The sequence below is a fragment of the Rhodococcus sp. USK10 genome (genome assembly GCF_019378875.1).
GTDB classification, from domain to species: Bacteria; Actinomycetota; Actinomycetes; order Mycobacteriales; family Mycobacteriaceae; genus Rhodococcus_F; species Rhodococcus_F pseudokoreensis.
Window position 1 is genome coordinate 1,029,464 of the sequence record NZ_CP076047.1, and the last position, 18,731, is coordinate 1,048,194.

Annotated in this window: 21 protein-coding genes and 2 pseudogenes; 12 read left to right on the forward strand and 11 right to left on the reverse strand. The window is 64.4% G+C overall.

Features of this window, described 5'->3' with window-relative positions; all coding sequences use genetic code 11:
* The first annotated feature begins 955 nt into the window (after window positions 1–955).
* Window positions 956–1,798, forward strand: a complete 843-nt coding sequence (locus I1A62_RS05315; protein ID WP_219454610.1) for an MBL fold metallo-hydrolase — start codon at window positions 956–958, stop codon at window positions 1,796–1,798.
* A gap of 295 nt (window positions 1,799–2,093) precedes the next feature.
* On the opposite strand, the gene I1A62_RS05320 is transcribed toward I1A62_RS05315, so the two are convergent.
* Window positions 2,094–2,342, reverse strand: a complete 249-nt coding sequence (locus tag I1A62_RS05320) for a hypothetical protein (protein WP_219454612.1) — start codon at window positions 2,340–2,342, stop codon at window positions 2,094–2,096.
* 309 nt (window positions 2,343–2,651) lie between these two features.
* Here I1A62_RS05320 and I1A62_RS05325 point away from each other — a divergent pair, with 309 nt between their 5' ends.
* The 3 genes and pseudogenes from I1A62_RS05325 to I1A62_RS05335 all read left to right on the forward strand — a co-directional run.
* A complete protein-coding gene (locus I1A62_RS05325; protein ID WP_219454614.1) occupies window positions 2,652–2,966 on the forward strand; it encodes a hypothetical protein in 315 nt (104 codons plus the stop codon).
* Window positions 2,963–3,280 (forward strand): type II toxin-antitoxin system PemK/MazF family toxin, encoded by a 318-nt coding sequence (locus I1A62_RS05330; RefSeq protein WP_219454615.1) that lies wholly within the window; start codon window positions 2,963–2,965, stop codon window positions 3,278–3,280. The genes I1A62_RS05325 and I1A62_RS05330 overlap by 4 nt, the downstream gene beginning before the upstream one ends.
* Before the next feature lie 30 nt (window positions 3,281–3,310).
* Window positions 3,311–3,496: pseudogene (locus I1A62_RS05335) on the forward strand (MerR family transcriptional regulator); the annotation flags it as partial.
* A gap of 596 nt (window positions 3,497–4,092) precedes the next feature.
* Here I1A62_RS05335 and I1A62_RS05340 read toward each other — a convergent pair.
* Window positions 4,093–5,004, reverse strand: coding sequence for an MBL fold metallo-hydrolase (locus I1A62_RS05340; protein ID WP_219454617.1), 912 nt, complete (start codon window positions 5,002–5,004; stop codon window positions 4,093–4,095).
* Window positions 5,005–5,096: 92 nt separating this feature from the next.
* Between I1A62_RS05340 and I1A62_RS05345 the strand changes: the two genes are divergently transcribed.
* Window positions 5,097–5,561 carry a tautomerase family protein gene (locus tag I1A62_RS05345; RefSeq protein WP_219454619.1) on the forward strand — a complete coding sequence of 155 codons (465 nt, stop codon included), beginning with the start codon at window positions 5,097–5,099 and terminating at the stop codon, window positions 5,559–5,561.
* 49 nt (window positions 5,562–5,610) lie between these two features.
* Window positions 5,611–6,039, forward strand: coding sequence for an SCP2 sterol-binding domain-containing protein (locus I1A62_RS05350; protein ID WP_219454620.1), 429 nt, complete (start codon window positions 5,611–5,613; stop codon window positions 6,037–6,039).
* Window positions 6,040–6,058: 19 nt separating this feature from the next.
* Here I1A62_RS05350 and I1A62_RS05355 read toward each other — a convergent pair whose 3' ends face one another.
* Window positions 6,059–6,679 (reverse strand): TetR-like C-terminal domain-containing protein, encoded by a 621-nt coding sequence (locus tag I1A62_RS05355; RefSeq protein ID WP_219454622.1) that lies wholly within the window; start codon window positions 6,677–6,679, stop codon window positions 6,059–6,061.
* Between the two features lie 116 nt (window positions 6,680–6,795).
* On the opposite strand from I1A62_RS05355, the gene I1A62_RS05360 reads away from it, so the two are divergent.
* From I1A62_RS05360 to I1A62_RS45970, 5 genes are all read left to right on the forward strand, one after another.
* Window positions 6,796–7,719: an alpha/beta hydrolase gene (locus tag I1A62_RS05360; RefSeq protein WP_219454624.1), complete on the forward strand. Its 924-nt coding sequence runs from the start codon at window positions 6,796–6,798 to the stop codon at window positions 7,717–7,719.
* The gene (locus I1A62_RS05365) at window positions 7,716–9,227 is read left to right on the forward strand and encodes a class I adenylate-forming enzyme family protein (RefSeq protein ID WP_219454625.1); all 1,512 of its coding nucleotides are present in this window, start codon (window positions 7,716–7,718) and stop codon (window positions 9,225–9,227) included. Before I1A62_RS05360 ends, I1A62_RS05365 begins: the two co-directional genes overlap by 4 nt.
* 98 nt (window positions 9,228–9,325) lie before the next feature.
* On the forward strand, window positions 9,326–9,853 hold the full coding sequence (locus I1A62_RS05370; RefSeq protein ID WP_257890465.1) for a winged helix-turn-helix domain-containing protein: 528 nt from the start codon (window positions 9,326–9,328) through the stop codon (window positions 9,851–9,853).
* Window positions 9,832–10,407 carry an IS630 family transposase gene (locus I1A62_RS05375; RefSeq protein WP_257890466.1) on the forward strand — a complete coding sequence of 192 codons (576 nt, stop codon included), beginning with the start codon at window positions 9,832–9,834 and terminating at the stop codon, window positions 10,405–10,407. Before I1A62_RS05370 ends, I1A62_RS05375 begins: the two co-directional genes overlap by 22 nt.
* A gap of 153 nt (window positions 10,408–10,560) precedes the next feature.
* On the forward strand, window positions 10,561–10,686 hold the full coding sequence (locus tag I1A62_RS45970; protein ID WP_257890467.1) for a hypothetical protein: 126 nt from the start codon (window positions 10,561–10,563) through the stop codon (window positions 10,684–10,686).
* A 43-nt stretch (window positions 10,687–10,729) separates the two neighbouring features.
* Here the strand turns inward: I1A62_RS45970 and I1A62_RS45975 are convergent, their stop codons facing one another.
* The 8 genes and pseudogenes from I1A62_RS45975 to I1A62_RS05410 form a co-directional block, all read right to left on the reverse strand.
* Complete coding sequence (locus I1A62_RS45975) at window positions 10,730–10,855, reverse strand: hypothetical protein (protein WP_257890468.1); 126 nt, start codon at window positions 10,853–10,855, stop codon at window positions 10,730–10,732.
* A 353-nt stretch (window positions 10,856–11,208) separates the two neighbouring features.
* Window positions 11,209–11,406, reverse strand: a pseudogene (locus I1A62_RS05380) (hypothetical protein); the annotation flags it as partial.
* 437 nt (window positions 11,407–11,843) lie between these two features.
* Window positions 11,844–12,302, reverse strand: a complete 459-nt coding sequence (locus I1A62_RS05385) for a thioesterase family protein (RefSeq protein WP_219455133.1) — start codon at window positions 12,300–12,302, stop codon at window positions 11,844–11,846.
* Window positions 12,303–12,733: 431 nt separating this feature from the next.
* Complete coding sequence (locus I1A62_RS05390) at window positions 12,734–13,189, reverse strand: MaoC family dehydratase (protein WP_219454627.1); 456 nt, start codon at window positions 13,187–13,189, stop codon at window positions 12,734–12,736.
* A gap of 43 nt (window positions 13,190–13,232) precedes the next feature.
* Window positions 13,233–13,994: an SDR family NAD(P)-dependent oxidoreductase gene (locus I1A62_RS05395; protein WP_219454629.1), complete on the reverse strand. Its 762-nt coding sequence runs from the start codon at window positions 13,992–13,994 to the stop codon at window positions 13,233–13,235.
* 18 nt (window positions 13,995–14,012) lie between these two features.
* Window positions 14,013–15,809 (reverse strand): acyl-CoA dehydrogenase, encoded by a 1,797-nt coding sequence (locus I1A62_RS05400; protein WP_219454630.1) that lies wholly within the window; start codon window positions 15,807–15,809, stop codon window positions 14,013–14,015.
* Window positions 15,810–15,840: 31 nt separating this feature from the next.
* Window positions 15,841–16,572, reverse strand: a complete 732-nt coding sequence (locus tag I1A62_RS05405) for an SDR family NAD(P)-dependent oxidoreductase (RefSeq protein WP_219454632.1) — start codon at window positions 16,570–16,572, stop codon at window positions 15,841–15,843.
* A gap of 21 nt (window positions 16,573–16,593) precedes the next feature.
* Window positions 16,594–17,811 (reverse strand): acetyl-CoA C-acetyltransferase, encoded by a 1,218-nt coding sequence (locus I1A62_RS05410; RefSeq protein ID WP_219454634.1) that lies wholly within the window; start codon window positions 17,809–17,811, stop codon window positions 16,594–16,596.
* 152 nt (window positions 17,812–17,963) lie between these two features.
* Between I1A62_RS05410 and I1A62_RS05415 the strand changes: the two genes are divergently transcribed.
* Window positions 17,964–18,602 (forward strand): TetR/AcrR family transcriptional regulator, encoded by a 639-nt coding sequence (locus I1A62_RS05415; protein WP_219454636.1) that lies wholly within the window; start codon window positions 17,964–17,966, stop codon window positions 18,600–18,602.
* Window positions 18,603–18,731 lie beyond the last annotated feature (129 nt).

Here is an 18,731-nt window from a genome sequence, read left to right on the forward strand (position 1 = left end):
AGGAACTTCATCTTTCGTGCAACTCGGGTCTGTCCGACACTGACTCAATTGCATAGCAATCGTGCGGAACTCGCTCGACGAGCAAAGAAATAGCTCGCCTATTTGGCTTCGACCCGCATACCGGTCGGGGAATTCAGGCGGTCGCTGCAAAGAATCGGTTGATGTGAGTGTAGGAGTTCGTTGATATTTCGGCGGGCGTGATCCGTGGCGTTTGCGGTGCCTATTGTCGAGTTCTGCGGCGACGTTGTCGAGGATGCCCGGCCCGAGCAATGACAGGTCGGCTTCTTCCCGGAAAGTACTGGTGCAGTGGACTTTGGTGTTCTTGTTGACGTGCTGCCGCGGACTGTAGGGAACGGTGAAGTAGATCGGTAACCGGTGGCTGCGGTGATGTTGGTGTGTAGCGCCATCTCGGATCACCGGTTTCAGGTCAACGCGGTATAGGGCAGTTTCCCAAAGCAGGGCACCCGCGGACCCTGAGTGGCGCCACAAGACTTTCAACCGGGACCGTTGTGCTCGTTCCCGGAATAGTCCGAACGCTGGAGGACTGGGCCGAGCAGTTTCCCAGTTTGTCGTCGCGTTTCCGACTCGTCGCGCTCGATCTACCCGGGTGGGACATATGGCGCAGATAGAGTCCCCCGATGCATTCGCGGAATGCCTCACCCAGTTCGTCCTCGGCATCACTGAGTCGAGCGCAAGATGCGCGAAGAACCTGCAACCTTGACAAGTGGATCTCGGCAGTGCCAATAATAAAAGGACTGTCGAGTTCCTTTAGTCGTCGCGTGTTCGCGCTCCCGGGAAACGAATTACGTGGGCCCCTCTTTTCCACGCGCACGCCTGGGTTCGTTGCCCCCACGCCGGGCGCAGGTTTGGGGTTGAGCCGACGCCCGTAGCGGCCGAACCTCCGGAGCGTCGTCAGCAAGAAGACCACCACATGACCTCACGTTAGGACTTCCGAATGTCGCTGTTGAACTACGCCGTTCACGTCACGCCGTCCATTCCCGTCCAGATCACGGACCGCCCGCCGAGGCTGTCGCAGCGGATGTGGTCCCCGACTTCGTCGACGCTCGTATACGGCGATGAGGACGCGGTGCTCGTGGACCCGTTGATGACGGTGGCACAGGCCGAGCGGCTGTGTGACTGGGTGGCCAGGGCGGGCAAGCGGTTGACCCACGTCTACGTCACGCATGGGCACGGCGATCACTGGTTCGGATTGGCCACGGTCCTGGCCAGGTTTCCTGACGCGCAGGCCGTGGCGACCGCGGGCGTCGTGGAGCACGCCCGATCGCAGGCAGCACCGGACTTCCTCGCGTCGTTCTGGCAGGCCCGCTTCCCGGGCGAGATTCCCTCGAAACTCACGATTCCCGGCATCTTGGAGGGCGATACCATCGAGCTCGAAGGCGAACAGCTGGTGGTGGTGGAGCTGGGCCACACCGACACCGACGGGACGACCGCCCTGCACGTGCCGAGCGTCGGTCTCGTGATCGCCGGAGACGCCGTGTACAACAACGTCCACCTCTACCTGGCCGAGACTCCACCGCCCCTGCGGCAGTCGTGGCTGGACGCCCTCGAGCTCATCGAGTCACTCGACGCTCGCACCGCGGTGGCCGGACACAAGGATCCGCACCGATCCGACTCCCCCGTCGCGATCGCCGAAACTCGCCGATACATCGAGGACTTCACCAGCTTGGAGGGCCGGACCACGACGAACTCTGAACTCTACGACGAGATGATGGCCCTCTACGGTGGTCGGGTCAACAACGGCGCCCTCTGGGGTTCCGCACGAGCTGCGAAGGGATGAGGGACGTCGCAGTGTGGGCTCCTCGACGGGTGCGCCGCGGCGGGCGGTCCGCATCCGCGGGGCGTCGTTGCCGGCTATGTGCGACGCTGGCTGCCGCGTAGCCCTGCGCGAACTCCCTGGACGCGACCTGGAATATGTGACGCCTAACCCAAACCCATACCTTCACAACCTGATCCGGCTCCGCAAGCTACGCCGGATGCAATCGCCTGCCACCCACCTTCAGCATTTTCCGGTCAGGCGGTTCGGGCACTGGTCCCCATGCCGACGTTCATGGCGGAGTCGGATGCGGCCGGTTTCAGGTGGGGCGGCGGATGGCGTGTACGGCGGTGTCGTAGAGGTCGAGCATGTCGACCCGTCCGCTCAGACGTACCCATTCCTCGTTGGCTACCTGTAGGCAGGTGATTGCTGCGGCGGCGATCGCGCGGGCTTGCAGGGTGCGGTGGTCGGAGTCGGGCAGGCGCGGCTCGATCAGCGGTGCGAACAGGTCTTGCCAGCGGGCTTGCTTCTCGGCGTGGCCGGCACGGGGAAATCGGTAGCAGATCACGGTATCGTAACGAAATTACATGAATGGGATTCAGCAGTCGGATCACCGCAAGATCGTCGGCGAATCCTTCGCGCACGTTGCGGGATCCACGCAGGTCAGCGGCTATCAGTCGACGCAGTGTGATTGCGGCGAACCAACTTCCCGGAAATTCGCGTTAGTCCGACCGATGCCGATCCGCCAGAATAGGGGCGTTGACCTCGACGTACGTCAGTTGCGAGTCGGTAAGGCCCGATCGTCACGTCTCCAAAGAGGCGGTCCGCGCACAGACCGCGCTTGTAGTGATTCACAATCTGAGTCATAATGTGAAACATGGATGTGAAGCGGCTACCAGTCACTCTGGACAGCGAGGATCAAGCGGAACTCGCTGTGTTCGCGGATCCCGAACGCCTTGAATCCGACATCCTCAGGCGGTGGGCGCAGCAGCATCACATCACTGTCCGGGACAACTCTGAGTCCGGCATTGCCCGTGCGTTGCTGCGAGCTGGGGCTGAATCCCTACGGGAAAAGGCTCTCGAAGCTGGTTACGCGCGGCTTGCGGAGGAGCAGCAGGCTGAAAGCCGCGAAGAGCGGCTTGCGCATCGCACGCGCTACGCGAACCGTGTCGATGGCTCTTACGTCGAATGACGACGGCGTTGCGAGGGCAGATTTTCTGGTTCGATATGGGACATGGAGAGAAGCCGTGGGTAGTTGTCTCCAATAACCTTCGAAACCGGAACCTGAACACGGTGCTGGCCGCTCGGATCACCACCCCGAAGCCGGGTATCCCTACTGCAGTCCCGCTCGGTCCCAATGATCCTCTGGTCGGATCCATCCTCGCCGATGACATCGTTCAACTTTTCGACGACGAGCTGGAAGCAAGCAGGTCGGGCGGCGCACTGTCGCCGTCGACGATTGTCGAGTTGAACAAAGCCCTGGCTATCGCGCTCGCCCTGCCGTGAACCGCGCGGCCCGAAACAGTGTGCCCGCACTACTCCCGATACCAGCTCCGTCTCGCCGCCCGGGCCCGCGAACTGATCGACCAGGGCACCGCACTCGATTCCGAATGCCGCATCATCATCCTCGAAAACCAACTCGTCGAGGCGCGACGTATCAACACCGAACTCCAGCACACCCACCGTCCCAAGTCGGACGGGCCCGGCCCCGCAGTCGGCTGAAACACCGCTGGCTCTTCGGAACACCAGTAGAGGTCTCTTCCTCGGATGCTGCCCTTCCACTCGATGGCCTAACCCAGAGCCGTTGTGGGAACGGACTGTCCGCATCAGCCCGGTGGATCGCACCATGTGTGGCGTCGGAGGGCGGTCCCTCCCAACCATTGGTGACCGTTCGTCTAACGGCCTGACCCGGCGCTGCCATGAGCAGTTAACCGCGGGTCGTCGATGCGCTGGTATGTATTCGGCCTGGTCAACCCACATATCTGGCAAGCGGACGGGCGTAAATGACGACGATGACCAGCCGAACGACAATCGTGCATCAGATGCAATAATGCCGATTTTACTGGTAACCCTGCATATTCGAATTGGAACTATTCGTCGGGTGCCGAGGCTTTGCTGGCGAGGCGCCCCCGCAGGCCACGCTCCCTATCGCGAGTCTGACTAGTGGTGTCGCCATCATCATTGCGGTCGCATCGGGTTGCCTCACGATGATCGGTGACGGGTTGCACTCCAGGTGGAGCGACTCGACAAGCCAGTCGGTGATCTCGTCCGCGTGCTGGCCGGAGCCGCTTCCGTCGTCGGAGACGGCGGCGACGCGGTCAGGTCGCTGAGCTTGCGGCCTGGATTCCGGCATCCTTCGACGCGAGAACGTTGATGGCGGAGAACTGCAACGTCCAGAGATTGCCGTGGTGCGGGTACTTCGCGACCATCGCATCGACGATCTCGTCGGGCGACGTGGCTCCGTGGTAGGTGGCAGCGAAGTCGCGGATGTAGGCGCGAGTTTGACTGATCATCGTCTCGACGGCCCGGTCGTCGCCGTCGGGGCGGCGATGGCCGGCCACGATCATCTTGGGCGCCAGGCTCTCCACGAGGTCGACGGTCTCGAGCCAGTCCTCCCACTCCTGGGGACCCGAGAGTCCGAGCATGGGATGGATCTCGTTGTAGATCGCGTCGCCTGCCACCACGAGGTCGATCGAGGGCACGTGCACGATCGAGGTTGGATGGATGTCGGCCTGCTTGACCTCGATGACGCGCACCTCCACGCCGTCGACGGCGAGCGTGTCGCTTTCGAGGGGCTCGGGGAACACGCCTCCGACGATGCACGTGTCGCCGAACAGCAGCTCCCACTGATCGCCTTGCATCTCCATCGTCTCGTGCATGGACTCCACGACCTGGGGCAGTGCGAAGCAGCGGGCCTCAGGGAATCGCTCGAGCAACGGGCCGATCCCGAGGTAGTGGTCAGGGTGGTCGTGCGTGACGTAGATGGCGGTCAGCTTCTTGCCGGTTCGCTCTATCAGATCGCCGAGGTCGCGGACGTCGTCCTTGAGGTAGAGGGCGTCGATCAACACGGCTTCGGTCTCGCCGCTGATCAGCGTCGCTGTGGTTGGCGAGAACAGGCCCGAGGGCATGATCTCGGGCATCTCCTCGTAGGGGACGTGCGGCCATCGCCCGACGAAGACCGTCGCGCGGACCGGCGGGTGATACGTGACGTTGTCTGGAAGCGAGCTCATATTTCCTCCGCGGTTGACTGTTGCCGATTCTATAATACTGTTATAACGTCGTTTGGAGTGAGACGCAAGTCACCGAAGGAGATGAGCCAACCATGCCGATGTGGCAGATCTTCGCCCCTGAAGGGGCCTACGACACCGCCGACAAGGCGGCGTTCTCGAACGCCATCACCGACGTCTACGCCGACCTGGCCGGACTGCCGCGCTTCTACGTCGTGGTCGTGTTCGAGGAGCGGCCGCCGGGCACCATCTGGGTCGGAGGCGAACCGGCCGACAACTTCGTCCGAGTGGTCATCGACCACATCGCACGCCAGCTCGACACCCCGGAACTGCGCGATCTGACCATGGAAATGATGGAGGCGACGCTGGAGCCGTTCGCGAAGGATCGAGGATTCGACTGGGAGATCCACATCGACGAGACGCCGCTCGACCTGTGGCGCACCCAAGGGCTCGTGCCGCCGCCGGCGGAGTCGGACGAAGAAAAACGGTGGGCCAGGGACAACGCGGCCTCGCCCTGGCAGGGCGAGAACGCCGGAATTCTCACCGACCAGTTGGCCTGAAGTTCGCGCACGACGAAACCGACCGATCTCTCAACCATGCAGGAGTGACATGACGACCAAGCCCGCCGCCGAAGAGATGTTTCGCTTCATCGTCTCCACCTTCGAAGCCGCCCGTTCAGACGAGGCGATTCTCGCCAAGATGAAAGGTCTCCAGGGGACGCTGAAGGTGATCACCACCGACCCCGACGGGGTTCTCATCATCGACATGGCTTCTCAGGAGGCGCGCGAGGGCAGCGCCGATGAGGAGGCCGACGCGACTCTTCGCATGTCGACCACGGCAGCCAATCTGTTCTGGCAGGGCGAGTTGAACCTGCTCGCCTCGATGACCCGCGGGCTGGTGAGGGTGCAGGGGAAGAAGTCGTTGATCGTCCGAGTTCTGCCGATCGCTACGAAGCTCTTCCCCCTGTACGTCCAGACCGTCACCGATGCCGGTCGCGAGGACCTCCTGGTCGAGAAGCCGAGCCCGGCCTCGGCCTGACGACGACGGGCGGGCGGCCTCAGACCTTGGTCTTCGTGGTCGATGACAGGGCCTTGTCCCTGTCATCGCCTTGGCCGGTCATAAAACTCACGGCCAGTGGGATCAGGACCTCTTCGACTGGGTCGCCGAAGCCCGCGAAGTGTCCGCTGAGCTCCAGCGAGATGTAACCGTGCACGAGGCTCCAGAGCTGGGCAGCCAAGTGGCGCCCACTGGACGACCGCACTCGGCCGCTCTTGATGGCCCGGTCGCAGGCATTCGCCACGGTGGCGAAGGACTGCTGATACGAGGATTCTTCGGTCGAGGGTGCGTCGGCGCCGGCAAACAGCTTGCCGCGGGCGGCGTCTCGGCTTTCGGTACCGAAGATCAGGTCGTAGAGGTGGGGGTTGTCGATGGCGAAACGCCGACATTCGATGGCCATCGAGAACAGGTCCGCAATGGAGTCGTCCGAGGGGTCAATCGTGCGCATGCGTGCGTCGAGTCGCGCGAAGCCTTCCTCGACGACGGCGGTCATCAATCCCGGCATGCCCCCGAATGCCGAGTACAGAGCCATCGTCGTCAGATCCGCCTCGGCTGTCACGGTCCGGGCCTTGATCGCCGTCGGTCCGCCCTCGCTCAGGAGGCGGATGGCCGCCTCGACCAAGGCGCCCCGGCGTGCAGGGAGAGCGTCAATCGTCGTCACCCCGCGATCCTCCCACAGGCCCTGTTACGTTCCAAACTCCGATATATCAGTGTTATAACAACTTGCGAGGTCAGACGATGTCCAGGAACACCTCCTACCAGCGCCACACCATCTCCATCCCGGTGGGCGACAGCTTCTGCACGGCGTGGCTCCATCTGCCAACGGGGGTTCAGCGGCCTCCCGTCGTCGTCATGGGACACGGCATGGGGGCCACGCGCGAGATGCGCCTCGACGCCTACGCGGAGCGGTTCGCTGCCCGGGGGATCGCCAGCATTGCCTTCACCTACCGCAATTTCGGCGACAGCGGCGGCGCGCATCGGCAGGAGCTGAACGTGAAGGACCAGCTCCTCGACTGGGAAGAAGTCTTGGCCCACGCGCGTAGCCGCGAGGACGTCGACGGCAGCCGCATCGCGATCTGGGGGACTTCGTTCGGCGGGGGGCACGCCATCACCATCGCGTCGCGTCACCCGGAGCTGGCTGCGGCCGTCGCGCAGTGTCCCTTCACCGATGGACTGCTGACTGCGCTGCGCACGAGCCCCGTTGAATCCCTCCGCCTCCAGCGGCTACTCATCCGCGACCTGGTCGCCACCGCCACACGACGAGACCCGGTCTGCCTACCGCTCGCCGGCGCACCCGGCGACGTCGCCATCATGACCGCACCTGATGCGCTGCCCGGGTACCAGTCGCTCGTGCCCGCGGGCGGAACGTTCGTCAACAGCACGAGGGCACGCGCGATCGCGCGCCTCATCCGGTACCGACCGGGCCGCAGGACGAAGAAAATTCAGATGCCGATCCTCTTCTGCGTCAGCAGCACGGACACGGTGGCACCTGCCGGGCCGACCCTCAAATACGCGCACCGAGCGCCGCGCGGAATAGTGCAGACCTACAAGGCCGGGCACTTCGACTTCTACACGGGTGAGCCGTTCGAGCAACTCGTCGCCGAGCAGACGGAGTTCCTCGCGAAGCACCTGTCGCCCCAAGCGGCCGACGGTGCCCGATGACAGCACAAGGCCGGCCGGTCACCCATCACTTCGCCGCCCTGTGCGACGCTCGGGCGGCCGCGGACCCGCACGGTCCGGCCGTCGGCAACGGGGACGAGCTCCTGACCAACCACGATCTGCTCGACCGAGTCGTCGTGGCCGGTGCTCGGCTTCGAGAGCACGGCGCTACGCCCGGCGACGTCGTCGCGCTACGCCTCCCCAATCGCCTGGAATTCGTCGTCTTCCTACTTGCCGCGTGGCGCATCGGCTGCACGGTCACGCCGATCAACCCGGGGTTGCTGGAGCATGAGTTGCTCTATCAGCTTCGCGACTCCGGTGCGGCGATCGTGGTTGACGCAGACGGTTCGACACCGACTCCCGGACTCCGGGTCGTCGCCGTGCGAGACACGGCAGTCTCCGGCGTGGACACGAGCAGCGATCTGGCGGTGGAGGGCGACTCGCTCGCCCTCCTGATCTACACCAGTGGCACCACTGGACGGCCCAAGGGCGTGATGCTGACCCACGAGAACCTCGTGGCCATGGCCTCGATGGGCGCCAGCTCCATGGGCATCACCTCAGCCGATCGCAGCTTGCTGATCCTCCCGCTGTTCCACGTCAACGGGATCGTCGTCAGCGTCCTGACGCCCATGCTCTACGGCGGCAGCACGATCATCACCGGACGATTCGACCCAGCCACGTTCTTCGACCTGGTGGCGAAGGTACGGCCGTCCTACTTCAGCGGCGTGCCAACGATCTATTCGATGTTGGCAGCGGCCCCGGACCTCGGGACGGTCGACACGTCGTCGCTGCGCTTCGCACTCTGTGGAGCCGCCCCCGCGCCCAACGGGCTGCTGGAAGAATTCGAGAGCCGGTTCGGCGTCCCGGTCGTGGAGGGCTACGGACTGTCGGAGGGAACCTGCGCTTCAACGGTCAACCCGTGGGACGGTCTGCGAAAGCCGGGCACGGTGGGGCCGCCCATGCCAGGGCAAAAAATACGGATCGTGGACGCGGACGGAGCGGGTGTTGGCGCGGGCGTGACCGGGGAAGTGCAGATCAGCGGCGAGAACGTCATGGCGGGCTACCTCGGAAAGCCGGAGGAGACCCGGGCCGTGCTCGCGGACGGTTGGCTGAAGACCGGCGACCTCGGACACCTGGACGTCGACGGATATCTGGTGATCGACGGGCGAGTCAAAGACATGATCATCCGGGGCGGCGAGAACATCTATCCCCGCGAGATCGAAGACGTCCTGGCGAGTCATCCAGACGTCATCGACGTCGCCGTCGTCGGAAGGCCGGACGAGACGTGGGGCGAGATCGTGACCGCATTCATCACCACCGGTCGAGACAGTGATGCGTCGCGCACGTTCGATGCTCTCGAGGAGCTCTGCCAGGCGCAGCTTGCTCCGTACAAGCGACCTGCTGTGATGTCGGTGCTTCCGGCCTTGCCGCTCAACCCTGTGGGGAAGATCGACAAGCTCAAGCTCCGCTCGATCGCGATCGAGACCCAGTTGTCGCGCGGTCTCGGATGACGGCTGAAGCGGCAGATAGTCGTCGCAACCTAAAGATGTTTCGGTAATAGGGCGTGTCGTTGCGCGTGATTCGCACCGCGCTGCTTGATCATTGACGAATGGCAGGGAAGGAGACCGGCTCCGGCGAGGAGCCCGACGCCCGGAAAGTCAAGCAGCGCGGTACTCGCCGTGATCTCGGAGCGTTGCGTGACAGGCGGATGCGGGCGGCGGAGATGTTCGCTGCGGGACGGAGGCAGATCGATGTCGCGGTCGAGCTGGAGGTTTCCCAGCAGACTGCGTCCCGATGGTTTCGGCAGTGGACCGAAGGGGGTAGCGAAGCGTTGGAAGGTGCCGGCCGTGCGGGACGCCGGCCGCGTCTCGACGATGCCCAGATCGAGGTGATCCGAGAGGAGCTGCTCAAAGGACCCCAGGCTCACGGCTTCGCGACCGGGGTGTGGACCCTGGGTCGGGTTGCGATCGTGATCGAGCGGCTCACCAGCGTGACCTACGGACCCACCCAGACATGGGCGATCCTGCGAACCAGGCTCGGCTGGAGCCGGCAACGTCCCGCACGGCGCGCGGTCGAACGCGACGAGGACGCCATAGTCGCCTGGCGCGAGAACGAGTGGCCGCGGATAAAAAAATAGCGCGGCGCCGAGGTGCATGGATCTGCTTCCAGGACGAAAGTGGCGTCTCGCTGCTCCCGGTGGTCCGCGCAACCTGGGCGCCGAAAGGTGTCACACCCGTTCTGCATCACCGCTTCTCCTGGAAACGAATGTCTATGGCCGGAGTCCTGGCCTATCGACCCGACCGCAGTGGCAGCGCGTTCGTGTTCTCCATGACTGACGGCGCCTACAACACCGACAAGCTCATCGAGTTCCTCACCGAGCTGCGCAACCACTTCGTCGGTGAGAAGCTCATCCTGATCTGGGACGGGCTCATGGCCCATCGATCCCGGGCGATGACCGCCTGGCTGGCCACCCAACGCGACTGGCTCCACGTCGAACGTCTCCCTGCTTATGCCCCCGAGCTCAATCCCATCGAACAGGCGTGGGGAAACATGAAATCCGCCGAACTGGCCAACCTGTGCCCCGATACCCTCGACGAGGTCCGCGTGGCGACCGAGACCGGACTGACCCGGATCGGCTCGAACTACGACCTGTGCCACGGCTTCCTCGACCACACCGGACTTTCCTTATGATCAGCGCTCACCCTATTGCCGAAACATCTTTAATCGCCCGGGACAGTCGCTCGTTGAAGGGCGACCCGACCGGACCCCGAACTGAAACCGGCCGCTCGATACGGCGTTGACCGCTACTGCGCCAGGGGCACGAAGTGCTTCTATACTGATGCCGTGCGAGAGATCGACGTAAACCACGTCGCACCAATCCTTTCCGGCCTCGTGAACGAGATCGCCGAGACGGGGATCGAATCGTTTTCACCCCGGTTCGGTCATGGGTTTCGTCCTTCGCTGTGGTGACGCGGGGGTCGTGGGCTCTGATGATTCAGGTGAGGTGCGGTCCTCACCGCTCGACACCGGGGCGCACGTATCGTGACCACGGTTGCGATGCCTCGGCGGCGTGGCGATGGGTGATCTGCTGGCTGTAGCCGAGCATGCCTGCCACCACCGGTGCAGGCACCTCAGTCACCAAAGTTTGGATTGCTGTCGTGCGAGCACCAAGGAGATCGGTAGCGAGGGTGCGTAGTCTGTTCATGATCGCGGTGGGGTGTAGGTGACTACCGGGCGTGCGACCGGGAAAGAGCCACTCCGAGTCACCATCTCGGACCGCATGCAGGTTGGGGCGCTGTGCGAGGTACTCGATGAGCATGCCCGCGAACGGAGCCGGAATGGGCGCAGGATGGGTCCCGAGGGCAAGATATAGACCGTCTGGTGCGAGAAGGACGTCGGTGGTGCGATGCGGTGCGATCCTCGCGATTGGTTGAGCGTAGAGGAGCAGCAACGTCCCAGCGATCCGGTACGGCAGGGATTCGCTGTTACCGGTCAGCAGTTCGCGCAGCCAGGCGATCCGTTGGTCCTGGGTGATGGTGGGGGAGGAGCAGCCTTGTTCATTTCGACCACATTCGGTGTGGAGGCGGCGGCGCGCTTGCGTCGGGTGTCGGTCGCGGTCACGGTGACCAGGTCGTCCACTCCGCAGCCGAAGATGTCGCAGAGCGCTGCGACCATCTGCAGCGAAACACGTCGGGTCGTTCCGCGGTTACGCGCATGGCGCCGATGATGCATCTGATGAAATACGGAGGAGTTACGTTGCAATAACTGAAATTATCGTGCCCCAGTGCGCACAAACCATGAGGGACACGGAGACAGTCGGTTTGTCGCCGAATCCGGCGTTGCCTGTAGGTTTTCGCGAGCTGTGTCAGTTTCTGAGTTTGGTGTCAGTAGGCCACAAGCTTTCGGCGTCACCCTCAGTTCAGCGACCTGGTCGTCTCCGGACGGTTCGAGGATTCTGACAATCTAGTGAGAATCCCTTGGTGGCAAGGCTTTGTAACGTCGCAGGTCAGTGCGGCGTGCGACTGACAAGATCGGCGAAAACCTACAGTTGCGGTTGTAGGTTCCACGGTTCCGTGTCGGTTTCCAGAGTTCGCGTCGGTGGCGAACCATCCCTGGGATCGCCGCGGCTATCCGGTGGCCGATTCGAACAGCCGCCGCAGCCCGTCAGGGATCGGCACCGGGCGCCGGGTGTCACGGTCGACATAGACGTGCACCCACCGCCCCCGCGCGGCGACCGCCGCCGTCTCGGGCAGCCCGGTAGGAAAGAGTCCGAGGTCATAGGTGACGCTGGTGCGGCCCAGCCTGGCGACACGGATTCCTACCTCCAGGGCCTGCGGGAACTGCAGCTGCTCGAAATACCGGCATCCGGACTCGGCGACGACGCCTAAGGCCGGAGCCGCGACCGGGTTGAGGCCGGTGTGCTCGATGATCCAGCCGTTGATCGCTGCATCGAAGAGTTGGTAGTACACGGCATTGTTCAGGTGGCCGTACATGTCGTTGTCGGACCACCGTGTGGTTGCCGTGCGGTGCACCGTGAAGTCTGCCACGGTAGGGGTTTCGCGTACATCGACCGCCTCAGCGCTCATCTTCATTTCTCCTGTCATGTCGGTCCGCACGAGTTGCGGACGGGTGGGGATTCGGGCGGGTGGGTTTTCTTCCGCACCGAGCCCGACCTGGGAGCGCACTCGCAGTTTGGTGAAGGCGTTGCCCTGATGGGGGTCGGGTTTGCCGATCATGGTCCCGATCCAGCAGCCCAGGAATCCGACTGGGATCGATACCAGCACCGGGAAGGTCAGCGGGACGGGGCATTGTCCGCGTCGCCCGGCCACACCTGGGGGCCGAGGATGATCAGGGTGACGGTGGTGACCAGGCCGGTCCGGTGTCGATTCCGGTCACGGCGCCGAGGGTGTTGAAGCGTTTCCACCCCAGACTGAGCGCTAGAGCCGGAAAGTTCGCGCTCGCTGCGATCGACAACGCCAATCCGTCGAGCAGCGCGACGTTGATTCCCGATCCGAGATTAACGGTGGTATCGGAAGAGCGGTTCGGCGACGCAGACGGGTTTGTCGGTGGCGCTGCATTCCACGGTCACTGCGGACACGATCTGGACGCCGCCGCTGATGTCCTCGGCCGAGATTATCTCGGCGTTGAGCCGGACCTTCGATCTCGCGGGGACGGGGGCGGGGAACCGGACCTTGTTCAGGCCGTAGTTCACCGCCAGGGAGGTGCCCTGAACGTCGAGAACCTGCGCGAACATGACGCTGAGTAGTGACAGGGTGAGGTAACCGTGGGCGATGGTACGGCGGAACGGGCTTTCCGTGCGGGCCCGTTCCGGGTCGATATGGATCCATTGGTGGTCGTCGGTGGCGTCGGCGAAGGTGGCGATTCGGCCTTGGGTGATCTCGAACCAGTCACTGGGGTCCAGTGGGGTGCCGACGAGGCTCTTCAACCCGTCGACGGTGGTGGTGATGGGCATGGTGGCTACTTTCGACGCGATGGTCTTGCGGGGTGTGGTGCGATCAGGTGATGGTCATACCGCCATCGACGGCGAGGGTTTGTCCGGTGACGTACCCGGCGGCGTCGGAGGCGAGCCAGACAAGGGTGGCGGCGAGTTCGGCGGCATCGCCGGTGCGCCCGAGCACCATCCGTGACGCGAGGCTGTCGAGGTAGCCGTCGTGATATTGGTCGGTCATCTCGGAGGCGAAGAAGCCCGGGGCGAGCGCGTTGACGCGAATTCCCTTGCGGGTGCCCCACTGTTGGGCGAGATCTCGGGTCAGACCGATGATTGCGGCTTTGCTGGCGCTGTAGGCGGCCTGGGGCAGGCCGGCGGTGGTGAGCCCGAGGACGCTGGAAATGTTGACGATGGAACTGCCGGGTTGCATGACCTTCCCGCACGCCTGGGCGGTCCAGTAGGAGCCGCCCAGGTTGATGTCGACCACCGAGCGGAACTGGTCGGGGGTTTCGCGGGTGGCGGGGTGGGCGCTGGCGACGCCGGCGTTGTTGACGAGAACGTCGACGCGGCCGAACTCGGTCATTGCCGCGTCGACCAGGGCGGCGCACTGATCCGGATCAGCGATGTCGGTGGCCACGGGCAGGGCCCGTCGGCCGGTGGCACGGACCAGTGCGGCTGTGTCAGCGAGTTTGTCGACGCGACGGGCCGCGAGGACGATGTCCGCGCCGGCCTCGGCGAGGGCCTTGGCGAAGGCCACACCGAGACCGGACGAGGCGCCGGTGACGATGGCGACGCGGCCGTCGAGGCGGAATTTGTCGAGCACACTCATGTGGGATGCCTCCTGGGGTCAGAACCAGCTGGGGTTCATGTCGAGAGTGGTCCGGTCTCCGCTGGCCAAGAGATCGAGTTGCGGGCCGACCTTGGGCACCTCGTGGGTGTAAAAGTAACGGGCGGCCATGCGCTTTCCGTCGTAGAAGTCACCACTCTTACCCTCGGTGGCGATGAGCTGTTCGAGCCACATCCACGCGATGACGGTGTGTCCGAACGCTTCCAAATAGACCGACGAGTTCGCCAACGCGGTCGTCGCGTCACCGGCCGCCCACAAGGCGGCGGTGATGTCGACGATCCGGTTCCAGACGGTGTCGAGGGCGTCGGCGTAACCGGTGGCGTCGCCACCGAGGGACCGAGCCCGCGCGATGGTCGCGGCGATCTTCGATCCGAGTAACCTCAGCCCGGCACCGTCTTGCATGGTGACCTTGCGGCCCAGCAGATCCAGACCTTGGATCCCGTGCGTGCCCTCGTGGATCGGATTCAATCGGTTGTCGCGGTAGTACTGTTCGACGTCGTAGTCGCGGGTGTAGCCGTAACCGCCGTGCACCTGGATCGCGAGGCTGTTCGCCTCGAGGCACCACTGCGAGGGCCAGCTCTTCGCGATCGGGGTCAGCACATCGAGAAGCAACGTGGCCTCGTCCGTCACCGCCGCGTCGAGCGCAGTGTCCTGTTCGTCCACCAACCGCGAGCAGTAGAGGCCGAGCGCGAGCGCGCCCTCGACATAAGACTTCTGTGCCAACAGCATTCGGCGGACATCGGCGTGTTCGATGATCGGCACCGGCGGCGAGGAGGGATCCTTGGCGCCGAGAGGGCGGCCCTGGGTCCGCACCCTCGCGTAGTCGAGCGACTTGCGGTATCCCACGTAGCCGAGGGCGATCGCGACGAACCCGACACCGATCCGGGCCTCGTTCATCATGTGGAACATGTAGGACAGGCCGCGGTGTTCCTCGCCGACCAGGAAACCGACAGCACCCGATTTCCCACCGGGGGTGTGGGTGCCGTCGCCGAAAGCGAGCAGGGTGTTGGTGGTGCCGCGGTTGCCCATCTTGTGGTTGAGGCCCACCAAGGTGACGTCGTTGCGTTCGCCGGCGGCACCGTCGGCGCCGGGAAGGTATTTCGGGACGATGAACAGTGAGATGCCCTTGACGCCGGGGCCGCCACCCGGTGTCTTCGCCAGCACCAGGTGCACGATGTTCTCGGTGAGTTCGTGGTCGCCACCGGAGATCCACATCTTGGTTCCGGTGACCCGGTAGCTGCCGTCGTCCTGGCGGACCGCGCGGGTGGTGATGTCCGCCAACGATGATCCGGCCTGCGGCTCGGACAGGCACATGGTGCCGAACCAGCGGCCCTCGAGCATCGGACGGACGTAGTCGTCGATCTGCTGCTCGGTGCCGTACTCGGCGAGCAAATTCGCGTTAGCGGTCGTCAGGAACGGATAGCCCGAGGTGCTGACGTTAGCCGCTTGAAACCAGGCCATCGCCGCCCGCGCCACCGTGGTGGGCAGCTGCATCCCGCCGACGCTCTCGTCGAATGACCCGGCGATCAAACCGGCCGCCGCATAAGCGTCGAGCGCCGTCTTCACCTCCGGGATCATCTCGACGGTGCCGTCCGGGCTCATGGTCGGCTCGTGCGCGTCGGCCTTCTTGTTATGGGTGGCGAAATGCTTGTGCGCGAGGTCCGCACTGAGATCGAGCACCGCGTCGAAGGTGTCCTTCGAGTGTTCGGCGAAGCGTTTACGCGAGGTCAACGCGACGACGTCGAGCCACTCGTAGAGCAGGAAATCGAGATCGCGGCGAGAAAGTACATCAGTCATGAGAATCAGTTCCGTTCAAAGGTGGGCTCGCTCAGATGGAGATGCCGCCGTCGACCGGGAGGACGACGCCGGTGACGTAGCCGGCTTCCTCGGACGCGAGGAAGCAGATGGCGTCGGCCATCTCGGACGGGTCGGCGAACCGCGAGATCGGACCGGTGACCTCGCCGATCTTCTCCTTCGGAATGGAGGCGGTCATCCGGGTCGCAGCGTTCGGGGAGATCGCATTCACGGTGACCCCGAAAGCAGCGAGCTCTTTCGCGGCGGTCTTGGTGAACCCGATGATCCCGGCCTTCGCGGTGGCATAGTTGGCCTGCCCACGGTTGCCGTGCAGTCCGGTGTACGAGGTGATGTTGACGACCCGCCCGAACTCCTGTGCCCGAAAGTGCGGCACACAGGCACGGGTGAAGCGGAACGTGCCGCCCGCGTGGACATTCAGGACCTGGTCCCAGTCGTCGTCGGTCAGCTTCCACAGCACCTTGTCCCGCAGGATCCCGGCATTGTTGATCAAAATGTCCACCCGCCCGGTCTCGGCGATCACGGTAGAGACCACGTTCTCGACGTCACCGGTGTCGCTGACGTCGGCGGGGATGCCGATGGCGCCGACCTCACGGGCGGCCTTGTCGAGTTCGTCCTTGTCGAAGTCCACCATGAACACTGTCGCCTTGGCCTCGGCGAAGTGGCGGGCCAGGGCCTGGCCGATGCCGCGGGCGGCGCCGGTGACGATGACCGATTTGCCGGTGAAGTCGTACGTGATGTTGCCCATTGAGGTTTCCTGTCGTTTCTGTCAGCTGAGGCGTTCGAGGACCATGGCCATGCCCTGTCCGCCTCCGACGCACATGGTTTCGAGGCCGAACTGCTTGTCGTGGGTGGTCAGGTTGTTCAGCAGCGTGGCGGTGATGCGGGCACCGGTCATGCCGAACGGGTGACCGAGGGCGATCGCGCCACCGGACACGTTGAGCTTGTCCTCGTCGATGTTCAGCTCCCGCGCCGACCCGATCACCTGCACGGCGAACGCCTCGTTGATCTCGACGAGGTCGATGTCGGAGATACCCATCCCGGCGATGGCCAGGGCACGCTTGGACGCCTCGATCGGGCCGAGACCCATGATCTCCGGCGACAAACCGGACACCCCGGTGGACACGATCCGGGCCAGCGGGGTCAACCCCAGTTCCTTGGCCTTGGTGTCGGACATGATCACCAGGGCGGCGGCACCGTCGTTGAGCGGGCACGCGTTACCGGCGGTGACGGTGCCGTCCGGGCGGAACACCGGCTTCAGCTGGCTGACAGCCTCGTAGGTGGTGCCCGCGCGGGGACCGTCGTCCTTCGTCACGATGGTGCCGTCGGGCAGGGTCACCGGGGTGATCTCCCGCTCGAAGAAACCGGCGCCTATGGCCTCCTCGGCGCGGTTCTGCGAGCGCACCGCCCACCGGTCCTGCTCCTCGCGGGTGATGCCGGTGATCTGCGCGACGTTCTCCGCGGTCTGGCCCATCGCGATGTAGGTGTCGGGGACCAGCCCCTCCTCACGGGGGTCGACCCAGGTCTGGCCGCCCTGGGCCAGCTTCTCGGTGCGGGTCTGCGCGTCCGCGTACAGCGGGTTCTGGGTGTCGGGCAGCGAGTCGGAGCTGCCCGCGGTGAACCGGGACACCGTTTCCACGCCGGCGGAGATGAACACGTCGCCCTCACCGGCCTTGATCGCGTGCAGCGCCATCCGGGTGGTCTGCAGCGACGACGAACAATACCGGGTGATGGTGGTGCCGGGGACGAAGTCGTAGCCGAGCTGGACCGCGACGTTGCGGCCCATGTTGAACCCCTGCTCCCCGCCGGGCAGACCGCAGCCCAGGATCAGGTCGTTGATGTCGGTGGGGTCGAGTGCGGGCACCTTGTCGAGTGCCGCCTGGACCATCTGCGCGGCCAGGTCGTCGGGGCGCATGCCCTTGAGCGATCCCTTCATGGCGCGACCGATCGGGGAACGGGCGATGGAAACGATGACAGCCTCGGGCATGAGGAACTCCTGGGTGCGGGTCGTCTGGCGACGGTGATGGGAAAGCTACGGCGGATAGCCGGAAATATGCATGCGCATATTTACTATGCGTCTGCATATACTGATTGTGTCGGAGGAGACCTGTCAACCCCCGCCAACCGAGAGGCAACAGTGTGACGGACGCACCACTGACCGGAGCGGTCGCCGAGCTGGGTACCTCGAAAGCCGCTGCGCGGATACGCGCCGCGGCCATCGAGGTGTTCGCCGCCAAGGGGTACGGCGCCACCACTACCCGGGAGATCGCCGCCAGCCTCGAGATGAGTCCAGGAGCGGTCTACCCGCACTACAAGACCAAGGAATCCCTTCTCTACGCCATCAGCCTCGAAGGCCACCATTCGGTACTGGCGGCCATCACCGCCGCTGATCGCCCCGACGTCGCGGCGCCCGACCGGCTGATGTCGACCGTGACGGCCTACGTGATCTGGCATGCCGACAACCGCGCCAGCGCCCGGGTTGGGCAGTACGAACTGCGCTCGCTCTCGCCCGAGCACTTCGTCATCATTGCGGACATCCGCCGGTCCACCACGAAGGTGTTCACGCGGATCATCGAAGCTGGCGCCGCATCAGGCGACTTTCACCCCTTCGACATCGAGGCCGCCGCGCTGGCAATCACGTCCCTCGGCATCGACGTCAGCAGGTGGTTCCCCTCCCACACCTACTCCGACCCACGCATTATCGCGGCTCGCTACGTCGAACTCGCCCTTCGAATGGTCGGCTGCGCCGACCGGCAACCCCTCGACAAGCCGTGGTGAAACATGTTGCTGAACTGCAGGATTCGAGAACAGCTGTCACCGAAGTTGGCGAGACCTGCGCCGGTGTAGCCCCGCCGCGGCGTCCGCTTGGATCTCGCGGTGCTCGCCGTATTCGGTGTCGTCGACCGG